Here is a 22,624-nt window from a genome sequence, read left to right as displayed (position 1 = left end):
GGGGGGAGTGCTGTGCTGCCAGTCGAGGACGCGCCCGGCTACCGGGTACTCGATCAGGCCGGCCAGGGCGGTTTCGCCATCGTCTACCGCGCCTACCAGGAGCGCCTCGACCGGATCGTGGCGCTGAAAGTCCTGTCCGTGGACCGGGTCGACCAGCGGACGATGCGCCGGTTCCAGCGCGAACTCCAGCTCACCGGCCGGCTCACCGGCCATCCGAACGTGGTGACCGTGTTCGACACCGGCGTGACGCGCTCCGGCAAGCCGTACATCGCCATGGACTTCTTCGAGAACGGCTCGCTGCGCGACAAGGTCCGCAACGAGGGCCCGCTGCGGGTGCCCGACGTGCTGCGCGCGGGCGTGAAGCTGGCCGGGGCGCTGGCCGCCGTACACGAGGCGGGGGTCCTGCACGGCGACATCAAACCCCAGAACATCCTCATCTCCCGGTACGGCGAGCCGGCCGTGGCCGACTTCGGCGTGGCCAGGGTCGTCGACTCCTCGGAGATCTCGGCCACGGCGCAGGCGTTCACGCCGTTGCACGCGGCGCCGGAGGTGCTGACCGGGCAGCCGCACTCCGCCTCGTCCGACATCTACTCGCTCGGTTCGACGCTCTATCACTTACTCGCCGGGCAGCCCGCCTTCCACAGCCCGACGGATCCGTCGATCGCGCCGCTGATGTACCGGGTGCTGAGCGCGGAGCCGCCGCCGATCAACCGGGCCGACGTGCCGCCGGTGGTGTTCGAGATGGTGCTGCGGGCGATGGCGAAGCAGCCTGATGTGCGGTACGGGTCGGCGCGCGAGTTCGCGCAACGGCTGCGGGAGGTGCAGGCGGAGCTGGGACTGTCGGTGACGGACCTGGTCGGGCAGGATCCCGGTCCTGGGCCCGCCACGTCGACGGTGCCCCGGCGGCCGGACACCAGCGAGTCTCCCGCGGCCGGTCCCTCGACGGGTGCGCACCTGGCCGGGGCGCCGGTGACCGGGGCGTACGCACCTGGCCCAGTGGCCGCGCCGGGGAGTGGCGGGCCGCAGGCGGCCGGATACAGCCCGTTCGAGCCACAGCCGTCGGGTCCGCAGCAGGCCGGTCGCCAGCCGTCAGGTCCACAGCAGGTGGGTCCTCAGCAGGCCGGTCGTCAGCAGACGGGTCCACAGCAGGCGGGCCCGCAGCAGGCGGGCCCGCAGCCGTCGGGTCCGCAGCAGGTGGGCCCGCAGCAGTTCGGGTACAGCCCCTTCGAGCCGCGACCGTCCGGCGCGCAGCCGCCGGGGTACAGCCCTTTCGAGCCGCCGCCCGCCGGCGCGCAGCAGTCCGGGTACCACCCCGCTGGGCTCCAGCCGTCGGAGCCGCAGTTCGGCGGGCCTCAGCCGACCGGTTCCCAGCTCGGCATGGACGGGTCGGCCACTCCCGCCACGATCCCACCTCCGCATCCGGCGCAGACCGGTGCCTCGTTCGGAGCCGCACACCCATCGCAACCGGCGTATTCCCCCAGCGGCGCCTATCCCTCGCCGGGCGTCCCGTCAGCAGGCGGTCCGTCGGCAGGCGGTCCGTCGGCAGGTGCCCTGTCGGCGGGCGGCCCGTGGGGCGGTCCGTCAGCGGGCGGTCCGGCGCACGCGGCGGCCGGACTCCCGCCGGGGCGTAGGGGAACGCGGGTGGCGGCGATCGGAGCCGCCGCCACGATCGTGGCGCTCGCGGGCGCCGGGTTCGCTGTCTACCTGTCGCGACAGAACGCCACCCCCGTGGCCGACCCACAGGCGTCCCAGCTCCCGTCGACCGTCCCCAAGTCATCCGAGAACACCGGCACCATCGACAAGGACGCCCTGGCCGCGCTGGCCCCGCGCAAGGTACAGGTGGTGGCCGACCGGAGCCGACTCGTGGAGTTACGGTGGGCACTGCCCAAGGAGTCCGCCCGCTACCCGGTCGTGGTCCAGCACTCCCCGGCCAAGCAGGGCGAGCAGGCGATCACCGCCCTCCAGCCCGGCACCACCTCAGCCCGCGTGGCGGGCCTGGACCCGGACACCGGCTACTGCTTCCTGGTCGGCGTCCCCCTGCAGATCTCGAAGACCAGCAAGGTCGCCTGGTCCAAGCCGGTCTGCATCAGGGGCGCGGTCGCCAAGAACGGCTAGATCGGGTGACGGTCCACGCGCGGCACCGCGACCCGCTCGGCGAAATGCCACCACTCGGTGAGAAAGTCGTCCAGCGCGGCCAAGTCCAGCGCGGCCAAGTCCACCACGTCCGCCCGCGAGTTCGACATCGAACGCGGCCACGTTAGCGGCAGGCAGTGACGCCCGCACTGCGGTGATCGTTCGCTCGATCGCTGAGCTGGAGACCCGAGGATCAGATGAGCGACACGGAGATCGTCATATCCGTTGCGTTCGACCAGCTCGGGATATGCGCGGCGAGGGCCGTGACACCCAGGTCAGCGCCTCAGGGCCTGCCGGCCAACGACTCCGGCTTTCAGCCGACCGTTGTGCTGAGGGGAAGCCGCAGCACGAAGCAAGCGCCACCGGTTGCGGACTCCCTGGCGTGGAGGGTGCCCATGTGTGCCTGGGCGATGTCGCGGGCGATCGCCAGACCGAGGCCGGCGCCTTTGTGGTCGAGGCGGCGGGCGGCGCCCAGGCGGGTGAAGCGTTGGAAGATCCGTTCCCGCTCGGACTCCGCGATTCCGTCTCCGTCGTCGGCTACCGTCATCTCGGCGCTGTCGCCCATGCGGCTCACCCGGACCTCGACCATCCGCTGGGCGTGCCGTTGGGCGTTGTCGAGCAGGTTGGTGAGCAGCCGGGCTATCCGGATCGGGACTGCCTGGACAGTAACGCCCCGTTCAAGCCGGAGCTGGACCGTGAGGCGATCGACCCGGCGGGAGATCTCGTCCTGAACCAGATCTGCGAGGTCGACCTGCTGCGGCTCCACGGCCGGACCTGCCTCCAATTCGCCGATGACTCGCAGGTCGGTGAGAATCGCATCCAACCGGTCGACGCCTCTCAGCGCCTTGGCGAGCAGGTCGTGGAGATCGGTCTGGTCGGGATGCAGGCGGGCCTCCTCTAGCTCAGCGCGCAATCCCGCGACGGCCGTGCGCATCTCGTGCGAGGCGTCGCAGGCGAACTGCTGGTTCTTCTGAAGCTCCTGCTCCATCTCTCTCCGCATGTCAGGGACGACCGGGATCGTCGTCGCGGCTCGGCCCTCATAGCGCGAGTGTGGTTCCTCACCGGGGCACCGGGCTTTCAGCGGCGTCATCGCCGACGATCCCTTCTCTCGATCAGATTCGGCAGAGTCGGGGCTGCGCTCTCCCCGGAAGACGTACGGGTCGGCGATGGAGGGAGCCAGGTCGAGCCGGCCGTCGGAAGCCGGCCGCACCAGCTCGGAGACGGACTCGGGGAAGCCGCCGTAGTGGCCGCGTACCTGCTTGCCCATGTAGTTGAAGGTCAGGCCCTCGCTGATCTCGCGCGGGGATCGAATGGGACGAAGGCCGGTGACGGACTGCGTGGTGGTCATGAATTTCTCCTTCGCATGCTGCGGCAGCAGGCGGTCGCTCCGGGCGCCCCTCATATCTGACGATTTCGTCATTTATGAACAGTATCGTCAGTCGTGTAATGGTTCACCAAAGCAGTAGTGAGGATTCCGTCACTCTTGACGGATCCCACTACAGTGAAGGCGCACCACAGCCCGACAGGAGAAAGACCGACCGCCACGGCGCAGCACTGGACGAACTGACCCGCGACATGAACGACCCCGCCGAAGTCTTCGCCTACAGCTTCCGGCTCACCGGCCGCCTGCACCGCCGCAACCCCCAGCTCAGCAAGGTCCTGCTCCGGCGCCTCAGGAGGCCAACCGGTCGCCTTGATGCGCTTCAAGGGGAAGTGCTCGACCAGTCAGGTGGCCGAGCACCCGGGCCGCCTGAGCAGCCGTCCGCAAGGCAGGTCAGTCGCGGATCCCGTCGATGTCGACCAGGACGTGCCGCGGACCGCGGAAGATCTGGTTGTGGCGGTATGGCGGCGGGTCGACGACGAGCCGTGGATTCTCCACCCGGCGGACGAACTCCCCGACCGCGGCCTGGACCTCGAGCCGGGCGAGCGGAGCGCCGAAGCAGAAGTGGATGCCCTGGCTGAAGCCGAGGTGCTGGTTGTCGGGGCGTTCGAGATCGAGCTGGTCAGGGTGGGCGAACCGTTCCGGGTCGCGGTTCGCCGAGCCGTACACCAGGAAGATCGGCGCGCCCTTCGGGATGGTGGTGCCCGCGATCTCGATGTCCTCGACGGCCGAGCGGGTGTGCCAGAACTGGACCGACGACTCGAACCGCAGCAACTCTTCGACCGCGGGCACGATCAGGTCGGGGCGGCGGCGCAGCTCCTCGAGCGCCTCAGGGTGCCTCAGCAGGGTGAGCACGCTGTGGGCGATCAGATTGACCGTGGTTTCATGCCCGGCGAAGAGCAGGAGCACGGCATTGCTGGCGAGTACGCCCTCGGACATGCGCCCGTCCGGGCCGTCGTCGTGAACCATCGCCGAGAGCATGCCCGGGCCGGGCTGCTTGGCGTACTGGTCGAGCAGCCCGGCCAGGAACTGCTCGAACTCCTTCACGCTCCGGCGCCCGCCCTCCAGCCGGCGCCGCATCTCCTCGGAGGCCGCCTCCGGACCGAAATCCAGAGCGTCCAGGGCCGTCTCGATCCAGGCGTGGAAGCGCCGTTCGTCTTCCAGCGGCACACCCAGGACCTTGCAGATCAGGGCTACCGGCAGGGGGTAGGCGAACTCGTCCACGACGTCGATCCGGGTCTTGCCCCGCATCCTGTCCAGGAGGTCGGCGACGATGCGCCGGATATCGGGCTCCAGGTCAGAGATCAGGTGAGGGGAATGGGGCGGACCGAAGAAGTGCCGCGTCATCATGCGGCGATCCCGATCGTGTTCGGGCGGGTCGCAGGTGATGATGTTCGGCTCCAGATTGATGACGGCTTCCGTGATCGGCTCGGCCCCCGGCTCCGCCGCGCCCGCCGCTGGGGCATGGGCGGGCGCGGGGATCTTCCTGACATCCGAGCTGACCCGGGGATCGTGGAGAAGCGCGACGATCTCTCGGTAGGTGCTGACGACGTAGATGCCATCCGGCTGCCGGGCCACCGGGGTCTTGCGGAGCTCGGCGTAGAAGGGGTACGGATTGGCGCGGTTGGCGTAGCGGAGCGCCTGCTGCCAGGGTGTTTCCTCGCCCATGCTGTCCCTCTCCTTCCTGCTTGCCGACCGGGTTATCCGCGATCATGAAAGGCGCGTCAGTGGCCTCGAGGCCGGAACTCGGCGCTCCGCCCGCTCGGGTCGTGGCCGGTCAGGACAACGTCGGGTATCGCCGTCGGGGCACCCGGTGCCGGGAACTCCGCCGGGACCGGCTTCATGACGTCCGGCCGATCCCAGCCCGGCGGCGGGGGCGGGAACGGAGCCGATTGCTCGATCAGCCGCGCGTAGTACTCCAGCCACTTCCCATGATCGAAGCTGACGGCGGCGACGACGCGTCCCCGGCGACCGTAGGCGGCGGCAAAGCAGCGCTCCTTCACGGATCCCTGCGTGAAGACGATCTCGTCGCCGAACGGTGGTACGCCGACGGACTTGATGTTGACGCCGAACTGACCGGACCAGAAGCCGGGCAGCAACAGATTCGGGCGGTAGTCGGGCTCGAGGTTCACCATGTTGTGGGCCGCGACCTCGGCACCGAAGACGGCATTGTCCCAGTGCTCCATCGCGAGAAACTGGTACTCGTACAGCACGTGGGGCGCACGCGCCACGTCCCCCGCCACGTAGACGGTGTCGGTCACCACGCCGTTGATGTCGAAAGCGCGACCACCGGCGTCGCAGCCGACACCCCAGAAGCCGGCCGCCAGCCCGGAGCCTTCCAGCCATTCCACGTTACGGATCGACCCCAGCGCGGCCAGCACCACGTCGGCCTCGATGGTGGCCCCGTCCGAGAGCCGAGCACGCCGTACATGTCCGCCCGCGTCGCCCTCCAGCGACGACACGCCAACCCCGCAGCGCAGGTCCACGCCGTGGTCGCGCTGCATCTCCGCGGCGATCTCGCCGATCACCCCGCCCAGCGCGCCCACCAGGGGGGCCGAGCCCCGCTCGGTGAGGGTCACCGGGATGTCGAGTTCCCGGCAGACGGAGGCCGCCTCCGAGCCGATGAACCCACCGCCGATGACCAGCACCCGCGATGGCCGCTCGGCCAGCGCCTGTCGCAACCGTGCGGCGTCATCACGCGAGCGCAGCGAGAACACCCCCTCCAGGGCGGCTTCGGCCGGGTTGGGCCACTGCCGCGCGCGGGTGCCCGTGGCGATCAGCAACCGGTGGTACGGGACCTGGTCGCCGTCGGCCAGGCGCACCTGCCTGGTGGCCCGGTCCAATCCGGTGGCGGCCACGCCGAGCCGCCACTGCGCGTCCAGTTCTCGAAAGCGGGGCAGCAGAGTGTGGTCAGCCGGCACCCAGCCCTTGAGCACCTGTTTGGACAGCGGGGGACGGTCGTAGGGCTCGTACGGCTCGTCTCCGATGATGGTCAAAGACCCGCTGAAGCCCTCCTCACGCAAGGCTTCGGCGGCCCGCAGTCCCGCCAGGGAGGCACCGACGATGACGATCCGGCCGTTGGCCTTGAAGTCGCGCACCAACTCGGCGAGCGTTGCCGACATGGTCATGACGGCGCACCCCGCTCCGCACCGTCCAAGCGGTCAATCATGATCGCTCGCACCGGGCAGGCCGCGGCCGCTCGCTGAACCTGCAGGCGCCGCGCGTCGTCGGGGTTCGGCTCGTAGGTAAGCGCCTCCGCACCGTTCAGCTTGAAGATCTCGTGGGCCAGATACACGCATTGTGCGTATCCCTGGCACCGGTTCAGGTCCACGACAATACGCATGGGCCGCCCCCTTCCGTCTTCGCTTGCCCGACCATCGAAGCGGTCATTCGGCTACGCGGTCACCCAGCCTTCCGCCAGGTGACCCAGCTGGACAGCCCCCCATCATTGCCAGTGAGCGTCAGGTGACGTCGGCACGGAGGTGTGCCCCGGCCGACCCCCCACAAGACGATTTTCCGCTCCCGGGTTTCATCACCACAACCACTACCAGTGAAAACATGCTCCATGCCGGGCGTTCCGGCCGACACGGGCGGCGTGCGCGGTGACGGTGGAACCGGACTGCTACACGGTGGCGTCGGGGAGAAGCCGGTCGAGGTCGGGGAGGGGGCGTTGGCAGATTTCGTGGGCTTCGTCGGTGGGGATGCCGAAGGTGCGTAGGAGGTCTTCGGTGATCTGGTCGGTGGCGTGGGTGTCGTCGCGGTCGGGTTGGGTGTGCAGGAGTTGGCCGAGGCATAGTGCGGTGCCTGTGGCGATGACGAAGGCGAGTTCGGGGTCGTTGATGGTGAAGCGGCCGGTTTGGATGGCGGCGTGGATGTCGCGTCGGACGCGTGGGGCGATGCCGTGCTGGGAGGTGGTGATGGTGAGGCCGGTGTTGAGCAGGACCTTGCTGAGCTGGGGGTTGCGGCGGTGCAGGCGGCCGGTGAGCCGGAAGCTGTAGGCGAAGACTTCGGCGGGGTCGTTCATGTCGCGGGTCAGTTCGTCCAGTGCTGCGCCGTGGCGGTCGAGGGCGTCGTCCACGGCGGCTCGCAAGAGTTCGTCCTTGCTGGAGAAGTGGTTGTAGAACGAGCCCATGCCGACGTCGGCGGCCTGGGTGAGGTCCAGTATCGCCATGGTGGTGTTGCCGTCGGCGATGAAGGTCTGGGCCGCGTGGATGAGCGCGGCGCGGGTGCGCGCCTTACGCCGGTCCAGGCGGCTCGGTGCGGCGTCGGCCATCTGTCTGTCTCCTGTCGGGCTGTGGTGCGCCCTTCACTGTAGTGGGATCCGTCAAGAGTGACGGAATCCTCACTACTGCTTTGGCGAATCGTTACACGACTGACGATACTTTTCATAAATGACGAAATCATCAGCAATGCTGAATGAATACGACGCCCTGAAGGCGGAGGAGCGGCAGCGCATCGGCGTGCGCGGCCAGTTGCTGTACGCCACGCTCACGGCGGTCGCCGGTATCAGCACTGTCACCGCGACCGTGGGCCGGCTGGAGTTGCTGTTGCTGCTACCGCTGGCCGCCACGGTGCTGGGCTGGGGCTACGTCACCAACGATCACAAGATCACCGCCATTGGGCGGTACGTTCGCGGCCATCTGGGACCGCGCTTGGCCGGCCTCGTCGACGACGGCTCCAATGACATCGACCTGTTCACGTGGGAGAAATACCACCGCGAGGATCCACTTCGCCCCTCTCGCAAGCGGCTACAACTGGCGGTGGACCTGGCTGCGTTCTGCGTGCCCTCGCTGACCGCTCTCACCCTGCTTTGGCTGCTGGGCCCACACACTCCCATGGTCCTGCTCGGCTCGGCCGCCGCGCTGGCCGCAGTGGTGGTCCTGGCGGCCCAGATCATCCGCTACGCGGACGTGGCCGGTCCTGCACTGCGGGCATGAGCGACGGATTGGTCCACGCTCAGCCGAGGAACCGTCGGACGTCCGCGATCTCGGCGTCGAGTTGCGGCCCCGGCGCCGGCTCGCCGAACGGGGACACCGTCACCTCGCTCCCCTTCCGCCCCCACACCCCGGCGATCATCCCGTCGACGAGCACGACAGGGCGGAGGATCCCGCCGCCGGGGAACACCTTGCGGGAGTGTTCGGCGGGCAGGATGGGGTCCCGGCTCTTCCAGCCCAGCAGGTATTCGTCGAAGGCGGGTGCCAGGCGTACGAGCTGGGTGGACGCGGAAAGATCGACGCCCGCGGGCGGTCCGGCGAGGGACCAGGCGGTGCGGGCGGCGCCCAGGGACAGGCCCGACCAGGCGGCCAGGTCCTCGGGGGTCGACGGGTGGTGGGCGCGACGGTAGCGGTGGGCCAGTTCCGCCAGCGCGCGGTCCCTGTCCGGTTCGGGGACGACGGGGGCGCCGAGCCAGTCGGCGGCGTGCACGTACGTGGGCTTGCCGCCGCGTGCAGGGCCGAGCACGGCCAGGCCGTGGTGGGCGGCCAGGGCGACGAGGTGCACGATGCCCTGGCCGCTCGCCCTTCCCGCCAGCCGTTCCGCCAGCTCGGCCTTGGTGAGTGGGCCCTGGCCCGCGAGGGCGCGGTCGATCAGGGGGAGCAGGTCGTCGCCCGTCACACCCTCCTGGTGGAGGCGGCGGGTGGTGTTCGTGTCGACGCTTCTCATGCCCTCGATCTTCCCGGAACGCCGAACTCCTCCGGGATGAACCTTTCATCGTGTTCACGCTGGTCGTCGGGGCCGGGAGGGGGCGGATCTTGCGGCGGTGCGGTCCTTGTCGTCCAATTCACGGTGATCGCTCTTCGCGATTTCCGGCTCTTCCTGAGGAGAGAACTGGTGCGTCGCCGAATCACCGCCTTGTCGCTTCTCGCGGTCACCGCCCTGGCGCCCGCCCTGGTCACGAGCACGCCAGCGCACGCCTCGTCCACGCTCCAAGTCGTCTACACCAACCTGCCCTATGACGTCTGCATCAGCTTCGGCCGATCGGGCCAGGAGACCGGACGCTGGCAGACCTGGTGGTGCAGCACCCACCAGCCCGAGAACCCGATGTTCTACACCTACGACCTGTGGGCGTACGTGAACTGAGGCGTTCTTCCGATACGGGTGCTGCCGTCGTCCCCATGACGGATCGAGCAGCACCCGCAAACCTTGCTCGACAAGCCTCAGCGCGCGCGGAATCGGTCGACCGCCGCGCTGACGGCGGTCACCACCTCGCCGGGGTCGGCGGGGTTCGGGGCTGTGGTGAACGGTGTGGCCAGGCCCTCGACGGCGGCCATCGCACGGGGTCGCCAGGTGTCCTCCCATTCGGTGAGGGTTTTCAGGTTCTCCGGGCGGGCGGCGATGGCGTACTGGGTCAGCGCCGAGCTCCAGTCCTGGCTGCGGGCGGTGTCGGCCCCGGAGTCGCGCAGGAGTCGCGTGGTCAGGCCGTCGCCGTTGGCCAGGGCGAGATCGGCGAAGCACTGCTTGAGCAGGGTGTCCAAGGCGGGTTTGACGACGAGGTTGAGCGCGGTGAACGCCTCGCCCCAGTCGTAGGCGAGCAGGAGCCGCTCCAGGGTCTCCCGGGCGGGCTGCCAGGCCGGGTCGTCCTCCCAGAGGGCGCGGGCCGTCTTCCCGTCGGCGAGTGCGGCTCCGTGGGTGAGTGACAGCGACTTGGCCCGGTAGGCGATCCATTGCAGCGCGCGTAGTTCGTCGGCGCCCTGGAACAGTGCCGCGTTCATGATGGCGGTGCTCGGGGCGAGCTGGCCGACGTACTCGCTGGTGATCTGCAGGACGTGGAAGGCGAAACGGGCCGGTAGGTACAGGCGGCCGAGTACGGCGACCCAGGCGGGGTCGAGGCGGGCGTCGTGGTCGTCGGCCTCGAAGCTGTCGACGACGCCCTCGGCATAGATCTCGCGTTCGTGCTGCAGCGCGATGTAGCGCCGGTAGTTGAGCTGCGCGGGGTCGCGGAAACCCTCCCAGCCGGGGGCCTGCAGGGGCGATCCCTCCCGGTGCCGCAGGTACCACTGGTTGATCGCGCTGCCGGGGTCGAGGTCGAACGGGGCCGGTCGGCGGCCGAAGTGGTAGTGGAAGCCACGGGTGACGATGTCGTACTCGGTGGGTCTGCGGCGTTCGCCGTCGAACAGGCTCCAGGTACGCCGCCGGGTCGTGGCCATGGTCAATCCTCCCTGGTCAGGTACCAGACGAGTTCGTCGTCACCGATGTAGCGCATGCGGCCCGCGAAGCTCGCGATCGCGGGTTCGAGTCCTGCCAGCGGGAAGGGGTGCCCCGCGGCTTCCTCCAGGCTGGCGCGGGTCAGGCGCAGCAGGTGGGGAGCGTGGATGCGGACGTAGCCGCCGTGGTCCTCGACGCGGAGTTCCTTGTCTGGATTGTCCTTCTCCAGCGCGGTCACCAGCGCCTCCACGACCTCGGGATCGAATCCCCTGGCCACGGGTCCCACCAGTTGTTCGCGGTCATCGGCCACGACGGTGCTCCTCATCCCCGGCATCGGTTGTGGTGGCGCCTGCCGTCGGCCGGCACGGCTACGTAGATCCGCTCGCCGTCCAGGCGGACCGGGAAGGTGTACAGCCGGCAGGTGTCCGGGTTGTTCCCCTGGCCGGTCGTCAGATCGAACTCCCACCCGTGGCCCGAGCAGGTGAGCACCTCGCCGTCGAACTCGCCTTCCGCCAGCGGGAACTCCGAATGCGGGCACATCCCCTGGTAGGCCCGTAACTCGCCGCCCGGCAGATGGGCCAGCAGCACCTGGTCCTCCCCCACCGTGACCTCGGCGATGTCGCCCTCCCACAGCTCGTCGAGGGTGCAGACGCCCGTCCAGGACAGCTCCTCAGGATTCATCGAAGAACGCCTCCACGTGATCGAGCGGCCCCACCCCCGCCTCGCCGATGCGCTGCTCGGGCGGCAGCACGCGGCCCTCATGGCGAACGCGGATCGGGGCCGACCTGGCCGCCACCCGGTGGCCGACCGCGAGCTCGGCGATCTTCTGGCCGACGACCCGCGCCGTGTCCTGATCGTCGACGGGGACGAGCATCGCGAAGACGTCGTTCTCGAAATTCGCGCTCAGCGGTAGCAACGCCATCAGATCCCCCTCATTCGGCGGCCGGGCCGAACGCCCAGGCGTAGTCGGTGGCGTCGCGGCCCTGCTCGGCCTCGGACAGGCCCATGTAGGCGAGCGCTCCGGCCAGATCGGGCGGAACGATGTCGCCGGCCAGGAAGCGGTCGATGAGCGACTTGTGCCCGGCGAACCGTTCCGGCCGTCGGGTGAAGATCCACTTGCACGGCTCCGAGCAGAACAGGTACGTCCGGCCGTTGTGGGTGTGCCGCAGCGGGGCGGCCGAGTCGAGCGCGCCCGCCATGACGCCCGCCGCGCGGACGATCGGGATCTGGCAGAGGTTGCAGGTGATCGGCAGCGTCTGGGGGAAGGTCGCCGCGGTGTTCCCGCTGCGCAGGTTGTCCTGGATGACGTCCCAGTTGCGGCCGAACGTGCTGTTCCAGCCCGGGTACTTCTCCTCCAGCCATTCGCGTTCCGCGGCGGAGACACCCGCGTCCGGGTTCCACCACACGGTGGGCCGGTAGTTCCAGACACCGAGGTGGATGGCGTGGTGGTACCAGGTGAGTTCGTCGATGAACTGGTCCCAGTACCAGGGATAGTCCAGGCCGAAGTCGCGGAACTGCTCGGCGAACTGCTTGACGACCCAGTCCTCGATGAATTCCTTGAACGACATCCGGCGGCTTTCCAGCGGCGTGTAGTAATCCATCGACAGCCCCGTGAGCACCGCGAACGCTCTCCAGGAACGCCAGAACATGTGGTCGATCAGAAACTGTCCCCATTCCTTGTGCCCGTTGTCGATGAGCACCTTGATGGTCGGCTCGCCCTGCTGGGAATGGCGCGCCTCATCGGTCTGGATACTGGAGATCAGCGCCCCGAATTCCAGGTCGCCGACATCCATCGCATCGGCCGCCATGCCGAGGAACTGCAGGTTCGTGAAGCCCGTCTCCAGGGTGAAGGTAAGTTGCAGCGCGATGGAGACCGCGTCGTTGGCGACGAACATGTCGTCGAAAAGATGCCGGACGGCGAGCACCACCCAGTTGTTCGTGTGGAACGCCTTCAACGCCCAGTCCGCGCGCGGCTCCTTGTCCAGCAGCCCGTACGGGAAGAACGCCTGGATCTGGCCGTGCCGCATCTCGTCCAGCGCGCCGAAGGTCGCCGTGTTGCGCCAGGCCGCCGACCTGCCGAAACGCGCCATGCGCGCCTCTCCGATGGCGGCCAGGTACTCCGGCATCGTGATGGCCCCGTAGTGCGCGAGAATCACCGACTTCCAGCCGGGATCCAGTTGGTCGAACAGCTTGGAGCGGCTGATCGCGTTCTTCAGCGAGTAAGTGGCGGTGTCTTTGGTGACCTGGTTGTGGACGTACTCGCGGTAGCTGATCTTGTACGGTTCGTCCCACCGCGTCCATGCCTCACCGGAAACCCGATGGGAGCCGGATAACTCCTCCGGGAAGACCTCTTCTTCGGTGACATAGCGGAAGGTCCAATTGGTGTCGCGCGATAGGTCATACCAGTCGCTACGTGAGAGCTTCGGCATCACTGCCCCTTTTCGATTCCCCGAAGGAGTGACAGTCCCAGACTCTTCAATGTCACGGAATCGCGCTTGGGTCAAATGACGCTGATTTGTCAGCGCAGGAGCAGTCGCTTGCGGAGGCGGGTTTTTAGGGGCGTTCTGACGCGTACGGCCTGGCGGACGGCGTCGCTGTGGCGCCAGGCCGCGTCGGCGGCCTCGTGGGCGACAGCGTCGGGGGCGTAGCGGACGAAGTTGGAAATATCGGCGAGTGGCCGGAGATGGGCGGATATGTCGGCGGGATGCCGGGCCACCACGTCCTCGGCGGTCAGTGCCCGCTCCCCCTTCAGGCCGAGGTCGTCGCAGGTCTGCCACCAGGCGCCGAGCACGCGCCGCTCCGCACCCGCCACTCTCCTGCGCGCCCGCCTGCGCCACCACGGCAGCACCATCGCCGTGCCCGCGTACACCACCAGGATCCCTGCACCCACCGCCGGGACGATCACCCACAGCGTCGGCCCAGCGGAGGGCTTGTCCCCCTCCGTTGTCTTCTGGCCGGGCTTCGGCTTGTTCACGGTGCCCTGGGTGAACTCGCCCTCCAACTCCTCGCTCTCCTTGATCGCGGAGGACACCACGTCGTGGTCGTCCTTCGCGCCGCCACGGCCGGGCGTGGGGTAGAACGGCCGCCAGCCGAGCCGGTCGAACTTGATCTCCGCCCACGCCATGACGTGGCCCGATTTAACGTGATAAACCCCGCCGGACGCCTGCCCCGGCCGGAACCCGACCACCACCCTCGACGGCAGCCCGAGCGTCCTGGCCATGAGCGCGAACGTCGACGCGAACTGTTCCGACGTCCCCCTGTGCGTGGTCTCCAGGAAGAACTCCAGGCCCTTGAGCGAGTGCCCCGGCGGCGCGGTGACGTCGTACGTGGCGTTGGTGCGCAGGTAGTTCTGCAGCCGGTACGCCTGCTTGATCGGCACGTCCGCGCCCTTGGTGGCCTGCTGGGCGAGCTTGCGGAACAGCGCCTCCTGAGGCCCGGCCGGGAACGCGGTCAGCGCGGGATCACCGACCGGCGTGGCCGCGAGCAGGTCGGCCTTGGACGGCTCCGCCACCCGCGACGTCACCTCGTACGTGAACCCCTTGTCCGGCCTGCTCGCGGCCAGCAGCGCCCCGCTCCCCGGATCCACCGCCAGCCCGCGCACGCCGTCGACCTCGACGGGACGTTCCGCGCCGGGCAGCCACGTGCCGGGCAGGCCGCTGAACGTGATCGTCTGGCGTACGGTCTGCGCCTTGCCCGTCCAGTCCCCCGCGGGCACCCGGCCGCCCGTCGGCTGGAAGCGGGCGCCGGACGTCCAGCGGACGCCGTCATAGCGATCGAGTACGGCCAGCCGCCAGTTGAGCGGCTTGGCCGCCTTGACGGTGAACAGGTCCCGGTCGGGGAGCTGCAGCCAGGCCGACACGCGATCGAGCGGGCTGACGCTGTCGACGCGCATCGGGGGTGGGAGCTCGGCGTCGTCCCTCGGGTTGTACGGCTCGGCGGCGATGGGCAGCAGCGGCCCGGCGACCAGGGCGACGGCGGCCAGCGCGGCGGCGGCCGGGATGCCCGCGAGCAGCCACAGCGGCGAGCGGTCGTCCCGGATCAGAGCCAGGGCCGCCATGAGCACCACGATCGCCGCGGCCAAGGGCAGGTTCGAGCCTTCGCCGTCCACGCCGAACAGGAGCGCCACCCCGTACACGACGAGCGCGGGCAGCGCGGCGTTGAGGCGGGTCCTGGTGCGGGTCAGTGTCTCGGCGGCGACCACGGCGGCGGCCCAGACGAGCGTGTGCACGAGGATGAGCAGCCGCGGCTCCGGCTGGGCGGGGAGGAGCGTGGTGAGCAGCGCCCGCCACGAGTCGGCCAGGTCCGCGAGCAGGCCGGGGGCGACGCCCTTGTACAGCGGTACGGTCCCCGCGAACCACAGGACCAGGTTGAGCACCAGCGCCAGCCAGAGGGGCCGCCGCCAGATGAGCGCGGCCACGACGGCGGGCACGGTCGCGGCCGGCACGACGGCCAGAAGCAGTTCGGTGCCGGGAAAGACCCGATGGAACCCCCACCCACCGACCCCGGTGACGGCGGCCACGACGACCAACCCCGCGAGCCGCCGCCATACGGGGCCACCGTCACGTCGTGCCCCACCGGCCGGAGAGGCAGCGGTCCGCGGGGGTACGGGCATCCGGGACTGCGCCGACGTCGGTGGCGTCGGTGGCGTCGCCGACGGGAGACCCATCGGCGGGGGCCCCATCGGAGATGACGCCATCGTGGGTGCTGCGGGCATGGGCGGCATGGCCGACGGGGGCGCCATTGACGCGGGCGTCCAAGGCGCGGCCGATGAAGGCGGCGCCGGCATCGAAGGCAGCGGCAGAGGCGGCGGAGGTGGGGAGGCAGGGGTCGGGCCAGGGCCCGGCTGAGGACCGTCGCCGGGCTCTGCTCGGCGGCGCTTCATCGTGTGCCCCAGGCCAGCGGTAGCGTGGCCAGTTCCGCGATGGGGACGACCGTCACGCCGGGGGCGCTGAGCGGACCTGTGCCGAGATACACGCAGATGATCCGGTCGAACCGCCGCCGTGCCCCCGAAGCCCGAGCGGCCTCGGCGGGGTCTCCGGTGACCACGACCAGCGAGCCGCCCCGGGCCAGTCGCACCGCCTCACCGATGCCGGCCGTACCGGCGGACCCGACAAGGGCGAGGCGGTCCAGCACGAGCTCGGGATCGGACTTGGTCTCAGCGAGAGGGCCCTCGCCTGTGAGCACCCGCACCGGGAAGCCGGACCTGGCGGCGGCGACGGCGGCCGAGGCGGCGGCGTCCACGGCCAGTTCGGTGAGGTCGCGGGTGTCGAGGACGACCGTCGTGGTGGGCAGGCTGGCGTCGATGAGCTGGCGCACCATGAGCGTGCCGGTGCGCGCGCTGGACTTCCAGTGGACGTGGCGCAGGTCGTCGCCGACGACGTACTCGCGCAGGGTGTGGAAGGTGACCGTGCCGCTGGGCGCGTTGTCGCTGGTGGGGCCCTCCAGGTGGTGGGCCCGGCCCGATGGGGGCACCGGCAGCGCGACCGTGCGGGGGCGGACCAGGAGCGTGGCCGCCTGGCCGTACTGCCTGATCCTGCGGGTGAGGCCGAGCGGGTCGGCGCGGACGAGCTGGAGCGGGCCGACGGGGATCTCGCCGCGCACGCCGGTGGGCAGCGGGTACGACACCGTCCTGGCGGCGCGTCTGGGCAGGCGGGGCAGGTCGACCGTGTGCTCGGCCGTACCGATCCGGTCCTGCGCGCGCAGCCCCGACAGGCCCCGGCGGCCGAGATTGCGTACGTGAAGGACCGCGACGGCCGCGTCACCGCGCGCCACCTTGAGCGGCGTGACCTCGCGGTGCACCTCCAGCTTCGGGCTGGGGGCGGTCCAGGCGAGGGCGGCGGTGAGCGCGAGCAGCCCGCCGGTGGCCAGCACGACGGGTTCGGGGTAGCCGAGCCCGAACCCCGCCGCGTACAGGATCGCCGAACCGGCGAGCGTGCCCCAGCCCAGCGGTGTCAGCACCTAGGCCGCCTGCGGCACCGGCATCCCGGCGAGGAGCTCGCCGAGCACGTTCGCCGCGGTGACCTCGCGTAGTTCGGCCTCGGGGGTGAGGATCAGCCGGTGCGCGATCACCGGGACGGCCAGGGCCTTGACGTCCTCCGGCACGACATAGTGGCGTCCGGCGGCCGCGGCCTTGACGCGGGCGGCCCGCAGCAGCGCGAGGCTGCCGCGCGGGGAGGCGCCGAGCCGCAGGTTGGGGTTGGTGCGCGTGGCGGCGCAGAGGGCGACGATGTAGTCGTAGACGGGGTCGGCGACGTGGATGCGGGTGGCGAAGTCGATCATCCCGGCCACGTCCGACGCGCGGGCCACCACGGGCAGCCGTTCGACCTGTGGTCCGGTGGGCATGCCCTTGAGCACCTCGACCTCCGACACGTGGTCGGGATAGCCGACGGAGATCTGCATGAGGAACCGGTCGAGCTGCGCCTCCGGCAGCGGGTACGTGCCGTCCATGTCGACCGGGTTCTGCGTGGCGACCACCAGGAACGGCCTGGGTACGGGGTGCGGCTCGGCGTCGACCGTGACCCGGCGCTCCTCCATGACCTCCAGCAGCGCGGACTGCGTCTTCGGCGAGGCGCGGTTGATCTCGTCGGCGAGCACGATGTTGGCGAACACCGGGCCCTGGTGGAACTCGAACTTCTGGTGCGCCTGATTGAAGATGGACACGCCGGTGATGTCGCTGGGCAGCAGGTCGGGCGTGAACTGGATGCGCCGCCACTCGGCGTCGACACTAGCCGCGATGGACCTGGCCAGCGTGGTCTTGCCGGTGCCGGGCACGTCCTCGATCAGCAGGTGACCCTCGGCGAACAGGCAGATCAGGGCCAGCTCGATGGCTTCGTGCTTGCCGCGGATGATGCGCTCGATGTTCTGGGCCAGCATCTGGAAGCGCTGGGCGAACTGTGCCGCCAGCTGTTGCGGTTGCTGCGTCTGCTCGTTGTACAACTGAGGTTCCCCTATCTCAGTCGGTGCATTCGTAGAGCGGAGCCTCCGGGAACCCGCCCCCGTCCGGTGTGGCCACCAGTGTGTCGTTGAGGTAGCCGTTGCCCGCTGACGACTCGATCCGGTTCCAGATGTCGCTGGACTTGCCGGTGGACCTGTCGGTGTAGGCCGCGCCCTTGACCTGGCAGATCACCGTCAGCGTGATGTACTGCCCCTGCGGGATCTTCCCCGTCTCAGTGCCGCCGGTCGACGGACCGGGGCGGATGAGCGTGTTGGTGTCGTTGTTGCTGACGTTCTGGTACTGCTGTTTCGGATAGGCCAGGTCCACGTCGGTCGTGGCGGCGTCCTGGCTCTCCCCCGCGTCGTTCTTGGCCTTGAGCGTGAACTCGTGCTTCTGGTTGTTCTTGAGCCCTTCGGCGGTGAACGACGTGCCCTTGATGCTGTCATTGGCAGCCGCGCCGGAGAGCACGTACGTGACGCCTTCGGCGCCGTTCGCCGGGGCGTCCCAGGTCAGCTCGGCGCCGCGGTTCTTGGGCTTGGCCGCGAAGTTGGCCGGCTTGCCGGGGGCCACACAGGGCTTGACTCCGGCGCTGGGCTCCGACTCGACCTCGCCGCCGGACCAGTGGGCGACGACCGTGAAGGTGTACTCGCCGTCACAGCTCCCCCCGGAGAACTCGAACTGGAACGGCCCGTCGCCGTCCACCGACTGCGGCGTGGTCCTGCCGTCGCCGCCGGACACCTTGAGCGTGTACCGGTCGACCTTGCCGCCGCTGGACGGGCTGAAGTTCACGCTGACGTGGCCGGGGCCCGACTTGGCGCTGACGGCGCCCGGTTTGGTGGGCGCGCTGGGCGTTGGTGTCGGCGTTGGTGTCGGCGTTGGTGTCGGCGTCTTGGTGGGCTTGTGGGATGGCTCGGGGGCGTCCGTCTGCGTCGGGCGCGGGTCGGCCGTCCTGGTCGGTTCCGCCGTCCTGGTCGGGTCGGGCCGGGTGTCGGTGTTCGTCGGGTCGGGCCGCGGGGTCTGCTTGGGCTTGGGCGTGTTGGTGGGTCCTGGTACGTCCGAGTCGTCCTTGTCGACGTCGTGCTTGCGACCTTCGGTGTCGATGACGACGGCCTTGTCGCCGTCCTCGTCGTTCGCCCAGAGCAGGCCGTCCTTGACGAACACGTCGACCTGACCGGGCCCCTGAGCCACCTGGAGCGTGGTGGGCCGGCCGCCCGCCGCGCTGTCCCACACGATCAGGCCGCCCGTACTGCGGTCCGGGACGTACACCTTCGAGCCGAGCACCTGCGGCACGCCGAGCGCGGCCGGGTCCTTCACCGCGAACTTGGTGTTGAGCACCGAGTTCGACGCCGTGTCGACCACCACGAGGAGCCCGGAGTCGCCGGGCGTGAGCAGCGGCACCAGTGAGCCCTCGGTCGAGGCCGGCGCCAGCACGCCGCCCTTGGCGGCCTGCGCGACCTCCTTGGGCAGTGTGATCTCGCCGACTCCGCCGTCGGCGCCGACGACCGTGGCGGTCGCGGCGCGGGTGTTGACGATCACCGGCAGACCGCCCGCGATCGTGACGGCCAGCTCCTCGCCCGGTTCGCCGACCTTGAGGGCGGTCGCGGCGACGCCCTTGGTCACCGGTACGACCTCGCCTTTCGCGGTCACCGGCACCCAGAGCCGCCCGCCGCCGTCGATCCGGGCCGAGCCGAGCGGGCCCGGCAGCGACAGCGGCGCGCCGACCGAGTTGAGCGTGGCGGGGTCGATCGGCTGAACCTTGCCCGCCGGATCCACGGCGTACCCGGCGGCGCCCGAGACGACGATCTGAAGTCCGGCCGTACCGAAGTTACGGGTCTGCGCGACGCTGAGCTGGCTGGGCTCGATCCGGCTGACGTAGCCGCTGCCGTCGTCGACGAGCAGCACGTTCGAGCCGTCCTGAACGACGCGCAGCTGCGTGGCCGACTTCTTGTTCAGATAGCCGTCGACCTCGCCGGACAGGCCGTTGACGTGCACGATCTTGCCTCGGGCCTTGGTCCAGAGCCAGGCGCCGACGTCGGCCAGTTTGGGATTGGCGCTGGAGACGCCCACGCCGAAGACGGCCGCCACGGCTACCAGGATCGCGGCCACCACACCGGCGATCACGGCCGTAGCGCGGTCTCCACGCAGTACGTGGATACGCAATGCGTCACTCACCCCGTACGTACGATTACTTAACGTTTGCCCCCGTATTACCCTGAAGCACACTAGCGTGCGGCCCTGACTACCCGCAGGTAAGCGCGTCAGGTCAGGCCAAGATTGTCGGTCGGAAGCCGTACCTTAGTGCCCGTGCCCGAACAGCTCTTGACTCTCGACGCCGCGCTCTCGGAGGAGGCGGTGCTGTCGACCTACCGCCGGATGTTCGCGGCGCTGGCCCGCGACAGCGGCGCGGTCGTCGACGACCCGGCCCTGGTCGACATCACCGAGACGCTGTTCGCGGCGTTCGCGGAGGCGGGCGAGGAGTGGCTGACGCACGAGCAGATGCGCTTCGCCTGCCGTGCCTACCCCGGCGACCAGTTCGACAACCGGCTGCGCGTGCTCAAGGGGCTGGGCGCGATCCGCGAGGTGTTCCCCAAGCCCAACCAGTTGCGTTATCGGGCGTCGTTCACCAGCGTGGTCGGGCTGATGTTCATCAGACGGATGATGGACGACGGCGGCCAGTCCGAGATGCACCGGCTGCTCGCGCTCGAAGACCTCAACGTCGCCGACCCGCGCACCACCATGGAAGAGGCCAGGCAGAGCGCCGCCAACCTGGCCAGGGCGTTCCGGCTGTGGGCGCTGGAGCTGATCACGCTCACCACCGGCACGATCGAGGAGCTGCGCGAGCAGGCGCCCAAGCTGTGGGGCACCGAGGAGATCGCCCGCCGGGCACAGAGCCTGCACGGCACGATCCTGACCCGCTGGCCAGTGCTCGACCGAGTCTGCACCGACCTGCGGGCGGCCATCTACGCCTACAGCGACGCCTCCCGGCGGGCGGCGGGTCGCCTGGCCGACTCGGCGGGCACGACCCGCAACCTGACGCTGCTGCCCACCGAGACGTGGCGCACGTTCTCGCAGACCGCTTCGCGCGAGCGGCTCGCGGCGGTGCTCGACGGCTTCGTGTTCGACGCTCCGGCGCCCTGGCACGACCCGGCGGCGATCGCCCGCGCGGTCGACGAGGCGCCCCGCCCTGCCCCGGCCCAGCCCACTCCCCCGCGCTCCACCCTTCCCGACCAAGGCCCGGAAGACTCACTCGGCTCCTCACCGAGCGCGGCGATCGAGCGGCTGACCGAGGTGGCGGAGTCGCTGCTGGGGTCGTCGTCGCGGGTGGCGCTGGCCGGCGTGCTGCGGTCCGACTGGCCGTCGGCGCGGCGGCTGCTGGCCGATCTGACGACGGTCGATCTGCGGCCTGAGCTGCCTTATCGGCTGGTGTGGGCCGACGATCTCACGATCTCGCCAGGGGAAGAACCGGCCTGGCTGTCGCACGGCTACCTGGAGCGCATCTCATGAGCGGCACTCGTCAATCTGCGGCGTCTGATGATGCGGGCCGCTCTTCGGGCGGTGTTGATGCGGGCCGCGCTTCGGCGGGTGCCGGTGCTCGTCGCCCGCTGGGCGACGGCGCGGTCGCTCACGCGCGGGCGCGGTCGGGCGGACCGCTGCGGCTGGGGGCCGGTGTCGCCGCGCCTCCCGGGATGGTACGGCTCACGCGGCCCGATTCCACCGGCCAGGCACTGCCCGTGTGGCCCGATTCGGCCACCCCGTCGCTTCTTGACGAATACCAGGTGCCCCCGGTCCCGGTCGAGCGCGCGGGCGAGACCCGGCGGGTGCTGGCGGCGACGCTCAAGTGCTGCTGGAGCGACCTGTCCGTCGATCCGTGGCCGGGCACTCCGGCACCGGCAGAGCTGATCCTCGACACCTACCGGGCGTTGATCGGCCGCTCCGACGACCTGATGCGCAACTGGGCCGTCGGGGCACTGCGCCGGTTGCACGACTCGGCGTGGATCGTCATGTCCGACGGCGTGGTCTCGCTGGGCCCCCGCTGTGCCCTGTGGCCGGTCGAGTCGCACGCCCAGCTCAAGGAGCTGGTCCGGCGCATCCCCGTGCCGGAACACCGCGACCTCAAGGTGGTGGCGGACGCCGACATCGTGGCAGCCGCCACAGAAGAGCCCTCTTCTGCAGCCGCGGAAGAACCCTCGCCGACGACCGACACAGATCAGTTGTCGGTGGCGGCCGCGGAAAGACCGCCGGTGACGGCCAGCACGGAAGAGCCATCGGTGGCGGCCGCGGAAGAGCCTATGCGAACGGCGGATCCCGCGATGGCAGCGGGTCGGGTCGAGGGGGGCGAGGCGGAGTTCGACGATCTGCTGGGCGGTTATGACGAGCGGCGGCGGGCCGAGTTGGTGGCGGCGTTCATGGCGGTGGAGCATGGGGCCGAGCCGGTGCTGGAGGCCAGGTTCGGCGGGCTCCGCGACCCCGCGCTCCGTCACACGCTGGGCGAGATGCTCGCCCGGCGCGGCCGGACACTGATCCAGCACCGCGAGCGATGGACCTCCGGCTACGACGACGTCTACCGCGACGAACTCGCCCCGGAGTCTGTGGTCGGGTCAGGGGCCGCGTCGGGGCTTGGTGAGAGTGAGCGGGCGGTGTTGACGCTGGTGCTGGTGCATTCGGTGGCGATCCCGCGAGCGGAGGGGCTGCTGCCCGACGACACCTGGCTGTCGCCGCACCCCACTCCCGTCGATGAGCTGCGCCGCCACACCCAGCTACCGATCGGCGAGCTGGAGGCGGCGCTGCGGGTGCTGCGACACGCCGGGCTGCTGACGCAGGTGAAAGCGGGCGAGGAGGCGGGCGGCTACGCGCCGGGGCCGCAGTTCCACCGGCTCACTCCGGCGGCGCGGCGACGGCTGCAGGAGGAGCTGATCCTGGCGGCCGGACCGCACAGCCCGCTGGCCGCGGCCGTACGAGCTCGAAGATCGGCCGGGTAGCCGCCCGGACCTGGCAGGCAACGAGCGTGGGCCCCTGCCGGGGGCGACGCGGCA

General features: G+C 70.0%; 22 protein-coding genes. 5 read left to right on the top strand and 17 right to left on the bottom strand.

The window, feature by feature from the left end:
* Positions 1-12: 12 nt before the first annotated feature.
* Entirely contained in the window at positions 13-2,115 is a 2,103-nt protein-coding gene (locus tag ACGFNP_RS28340) for a protein kinase (RefSeq protein WP_393324019.1), read from the top strand.
* Here the strand turns inward: ACGFNP_RS28340 and ACGFNP_RS28335 are convergent.
* The 7 genes from ACGFNP_RS28335 to ACGFNP_RS28305 form a co-directional block, all read right to left on the bottom strand.
* Positions 2,112-2,243 carry a hypothetical protein gene (locus ACGFNP_RS28335; RefSeq protein WP_393324016.1) on the bottom strand — a complete coding sequence of 44 codons (132 nt, stop codon included), beginning with the start codon at positions 2,241-2,243 and terminating at the stop codon, positions 2,112-2,114. The genes ACGFNP_RS28340 and ACGFNP_RS28335 overlap by 4 nt on opposite strands.
* 203 nt (positions 2,244-2,446) lie before the next feature.
* Positions 2,447-3,481, bottom strand: coding sequence for a sensor histidine kinase (locus tag ACGFNP_RS28330; RefSeq protein ID WP_393324013.1), 1,035 nt, complete (start codon positions 3,479-3,481; stop codon positions 2,447-2,449).
* Between the two features lie 68 nt (positions 3,482-3,549).
* Positions 3,550-3,840: a hypothetical protein gene (locus tag ACGFNP_RS28325; protein WP_393324010.1), complete on the bottom strand. Its 291-nt coding sequence runs from the start codon at positions 3,838-3,840 to the stop codon at positions 3,550-3,552.
* Between the two features lie 67 nt (positions 3,841-3,907).
* A complete protein-coding gene (locus ACGFNP_RS28320; protein ID WP_358313244.1) occupies positions 3,908-5,182 on the bottom strand; it encodes a cytochrome P450 in 1,275 nt (424 codons plus the stop codon).
* Between the two features lie 56 nt (positions 5,183-5,238).
* Positions 5,239-6,642 (bottom strand): NAD(P)/FAD-dependent oxidoreductase, encoded by a 1,404-nt coding sequence (locus ACGFNP_RS28315; RefSeq protein ID WP_393324007.1) that lies wholly within the window; start codon positions 6,640-6,642, stop codon positions 5,239-5,241.
* Positions 6,639-6,857: a ferredoxin gene (locus tag ACGFNP_RS28310; protein WP_358313250.1), complete on the bottom strand. Its 219-nt coding sequence runs from the start codon at positions 6,855-6,857 to the stop codon at positions 6,639-6,641. Before ACGFNP_RS28310 ends, ACGFNP_RS28315 begins: the two co-directional genes overlap by 4 nt.
* A gap of 279 nt (positions 6,858-7,136) precedes the next feature.
* Positions 7,137-7,787 carry a TetR/AcrR family transcriptional regulator gene (locus tag ACGFNP_RS28305; protein WP_393324004.1) on the bottom strand — a complete coding sequence of 217 codons (651 nt, stop codon included), beginning with the start codon at positions 7,785-7,787 and terminating at the stop codon, positions 7,137-7,139.
* A gap of 136 nt (positions 7,788-7,923) precedes the next feature.
* On the opposite strand from ACGFNP_RS28305, the gene ACGFNP_RS28300 reads away from it, so the two are divergent.
* Positions 7,924-8,451 carry a hypothetical protein gene (locus tag ACGFNP_RS28300; RefSeq protein WP_393324001.1) on the top strand — a complete coding sequence of 176 codons (528 nt, stop codon included), beginning with the start codon at positions 7,924-7,926 and terminating at the stop codon, positions 8,449-8,451.
* Between the two features lie 19 nt (positions 8,452-8,470).
* On the opposite strand, the gene ACGFNP_RS28295 is transcribed toward ACGFNP_RS28300, so the two are convergent.
* A complete protein-coding gene (locus tag ACGFNP_RS28295; protein ID WP_393323998.1) occupies positions 8,471-9,175 on the bottom strand; it encodes a DNA glycosylase AlkZ-like family protein in 705 nt (234 codons plus the stop codon).
* A 168-nt stretch (positions 9,176-9,343) separates the two neighbouring features.
* On the opposite strand from ACGFNP_RS28295, the gene ACGFNP_RS28290 reads away from it, so the two are divergent.
* Positions 9,344-9,592 carry a hypothetical protein gene (locus ACGFNP_RS28290; RefSeq protein ID WP_358313295.1) on the top strand — a complete coding sequence of 83 codons (249 nt, stop codon included), beginning with the start codon at positions 9,344-9,346 and terminating at the stop codon, positions 9,590-9,592.
* A gap of 77 nt (positions 9,593-9,669) precedes the next feature.
* Here ACGFNP_RS28290 and ACGFNP_RS28285 read toward each other — a convergent pair whose 3' ends face one another.
* The 9 genes from ACGFNP_RS28285 to ACGFNP_RS28245 all read right to left on the bottom strand — a co-directional run bounded on the left by ACGFNP_RS28285 (position 9,670) and on the right by ACGFNP_RS28245 (position 19,751).
* Positions 9,670-10,659 (bottom strand): aromatic/alkene monooxygenase hydroxylase subunit beta, encoded by a 990-nt coding sequence (locus tag ACGFNP_RS28285; RefSeq protein ID WP_393323995.1) that lies wholly within the window; start codon positions 10,657-10,659, stop codon positions 9,670-9,672.
* A gap of 2 nt (positions 10,660-10,661) precedes the next feature.
* Entirely contained in the window at positions 10,662-10,967 is a 306-nt protein-coding gene (locus ACGFNP_RS28280; RefSeq protein ID WP_358313301.1) for an MmoB/DmpM family protein, read from the bottom strand.
* An 11-nt stretch (positions 10,968-10,978) separates the two neighbouring features.
* The gene (locus ACGFNP_RS28275; protein ID WP_358313304.1) at positions 10,979-11,338 is read right to left on the bottom strand and encodes a Rieske 2Fe-2S domain-containing protein; all 360 of its coding nucleotides are present in this window, start codon (positions 11,336-11,338) and stop codon (positions 10,979-10,981) included.
* Positions 11,328-11,579: a toluene-4-monooxygenase system B family protein gene (locus ACGFNP_RS28270; protein ID WP_358313307.1), complete on the bottom strand. Its 252-nt coding sequence runs from the start codon at positions 11,577-11,579 to the stop codon at positions 11,328-11,330. Before ACGFNP_RS28270 ends, ACGFNP_RS28275 begins: the two co-directional genes overlap by 11 nt.
* A gap of 10 nt (positions 11,580-11,589) precedes the next feature.
* Positions 11,590-13,086 carry an aromatic/alkene/methane monooxygenase hydroxylase/oxygenase subunit alpha gene (locus tag ACGFNP_RS28265; protein WP_393323990.1) on the bottom strand — a complete coding sequence of 499 codons (1,497 nt, stop codon included), beginning with the start codon at positions 13,084-13,086 and terminating at the stop codon, positions 11,590-11,592.
* Between the two features lie 89 nt (positions 13,087-13,175).
* On the bottom strand, positions 13,176-15,176 hold the full coding sequence (locus tag ACGFNP_RS28260) for a DUF3488 and transglutaminase-like domain-containing protein (protein WP_358313313.1): 2,001 nt from the start codon (positions 15,174-15,176) through the stop codon (positions 13,176-13,178).
* A 359-nt stretch (positions 15,177-15,535) separates the two neighbouring features.
* Positions 15,536-16,615, bottom strand: coding sequence for a DUF58 domain-containing protein (locus ACGFNP_RS28255; protein WP_393323987.1), 1,080 nt, complete (start codon positions 16,613-16,615; stop codon positions 15,536-15,538).
* Entirely contained in the window at positions 16,616-17,593 is a 978-nt protein-coding gene (locus tag ACGFNP_RS28250; protein WP_246653396.1) for a MoxR family ATPase, read from the bottom strand. It lies immediately after the preceding gene.
* 16 nt (positions 17,594-17,609) lie between these two features.
* Complete coding sequence (locus tag ACGFNP_RS28245; protein WP_393323984.1) at positions 17,610-19,751, bottom strand: hypothetical protein; 2,142 nt, start codon at positions 19,749-19,751, stop codon at positions 17,610-17,612.
* A gap of 144 nt (positions 19,752-19,895) precedes the next feature.
* On the opposite strand from ACGFNP_RS28245, the gene ACGFNP_RS28240 reads away from it, so the two are divergent.
* Together ACGFNP_RS28240 and ACGFNP_RS28235 are read left to right on the top strand one after the other, a co-directional pair.
* Entirely contained in the window at positions 19,896-21,095 is a 1,200-nt protein-coding gene (locus tag ACGFNP_RS28240) for a hypothetical protein (RefSeq protein WP_393323981.1), read from the top strand.
* Between the two features lie 182 nt (positions 21,096-21,277).
* A complete protein-coding gene (locus ACGFNP_RS28235) occupies positions 21,278-22,570 on the top strand; it encodes a hypothetical protein (protein ID WP_393323978.1) in 1,293 nt (430 codons plus the stop codon).
* Positions 22,571-22,624 lie beyond the last annotated feature (54 nt).

Source organism: Nonomuraea sp. NPDC049269 (assembly GCF_043197155.1).
GTDB lineage: Bacteria > Actinomycetota > Actinomycetes > Streptosporangiales > Streptosporangiaceae > Nonomuraea.
Note: the sequence above shows the minus strand (reverse complement) of the source record. Positions and strands in the feature narration are given on the sequence as shown.

Bases quoted from the DNA above. Each gene is read 5' to 3' on its own strand.
- ACGFNP_RS28275 (WP_358313304.1), bottom strand. From the start codon at position 11,338: ATGAATCCTGAGGAGCTGTCCTGGACGGGCGTCTGCACCCTCGACGAG.
- ACGFNP_RS28270 (WP_358313307.1), bottom strand. From the start codon at position 11,579: ATGGCGTTGCTACCGCTGAGCGCGAATTTCGAGAACGACGTCTTCGCG.
- ACGFNP_RS28235 (WP_393323978.1), top strand. From the start codon at position 21,278: ATGGTACGGCTCACGCGGCCCGATTCCACCGGCCAGGCACTGCCCGTG.
- ACGFNP_RS28300 (WP_393324001.1), top strand. From the start codon at position 7,924: ATGCTGAATGAATACGACGCCCTGAAGGCGGAGGAGCGGCAGCGCATC.
- ACGFNP_RS28335 (WP_393324016.1), bottom strand. From the start codon at position 2,243: ATGTCGAACTCGCGGGCGGACGTGGTGGACTTGGCCGCGCTGGACTTG.
- ACGFNP_RS28320 (WP_358313244.1), bottom strand. From the start codon at position 5,182: ATGGGCGAGGAAACACCCTGGCAGCAGGCGCTCCGCTACGCCAACCGC.
- ACGFNP_RS28310 (WP_358313250.1), bottom strand. From the start codon at position 6,857: ATGCGTATTGTCGTGGACCTGAACCGGTGCCAGGGATACGCACAATGC.
- ACGFNP_RS28295 (WP_393323998.1), bottom strand. From the start codon at position 9,175: ATGAGAAGCGTCGACACGAACACCACCCGCCGCCTCCACCAGGAGGGT.
- ACGFNP_RS28330 (WP_393324013.1), bottom strand. From the start codon at position 3,481: ATGACCACCACGCAGTCCGTCACCGGCCTTCGTCCCATTCGATCCCCG.
- ACGFNP_RS28305 (WP_393324004.1), bottom strand. From the start codon at position 7,787: ATGGCCGACGCCGCACCGAGCCGCCTGGACCGGCGTAAGGCGCGCACC.
- ACGFNP_RS28315 (WP_393324007.1), bottom strand. From the start codon at position 6,642: ATGACCATGTCGGCAACGCTCGCCGAGTTGGTGCGCGACTTCAAGGCC.
- ACGFNP_RS28285 (WP_393323995.1), bottom strand. From the start codon at position 10,659: ATGGCCACGACCCGGCGGCGTACCTGGAGCCTGTTCGACGGCGAACGC.
- ACGFNP_RS28265 (WP_393323990.1), bottom strand. From the start codon at position 13,086: ATGCCGAAGCTCTCACGTAGCGACTGGTATGACCTATCGCGCGACACC.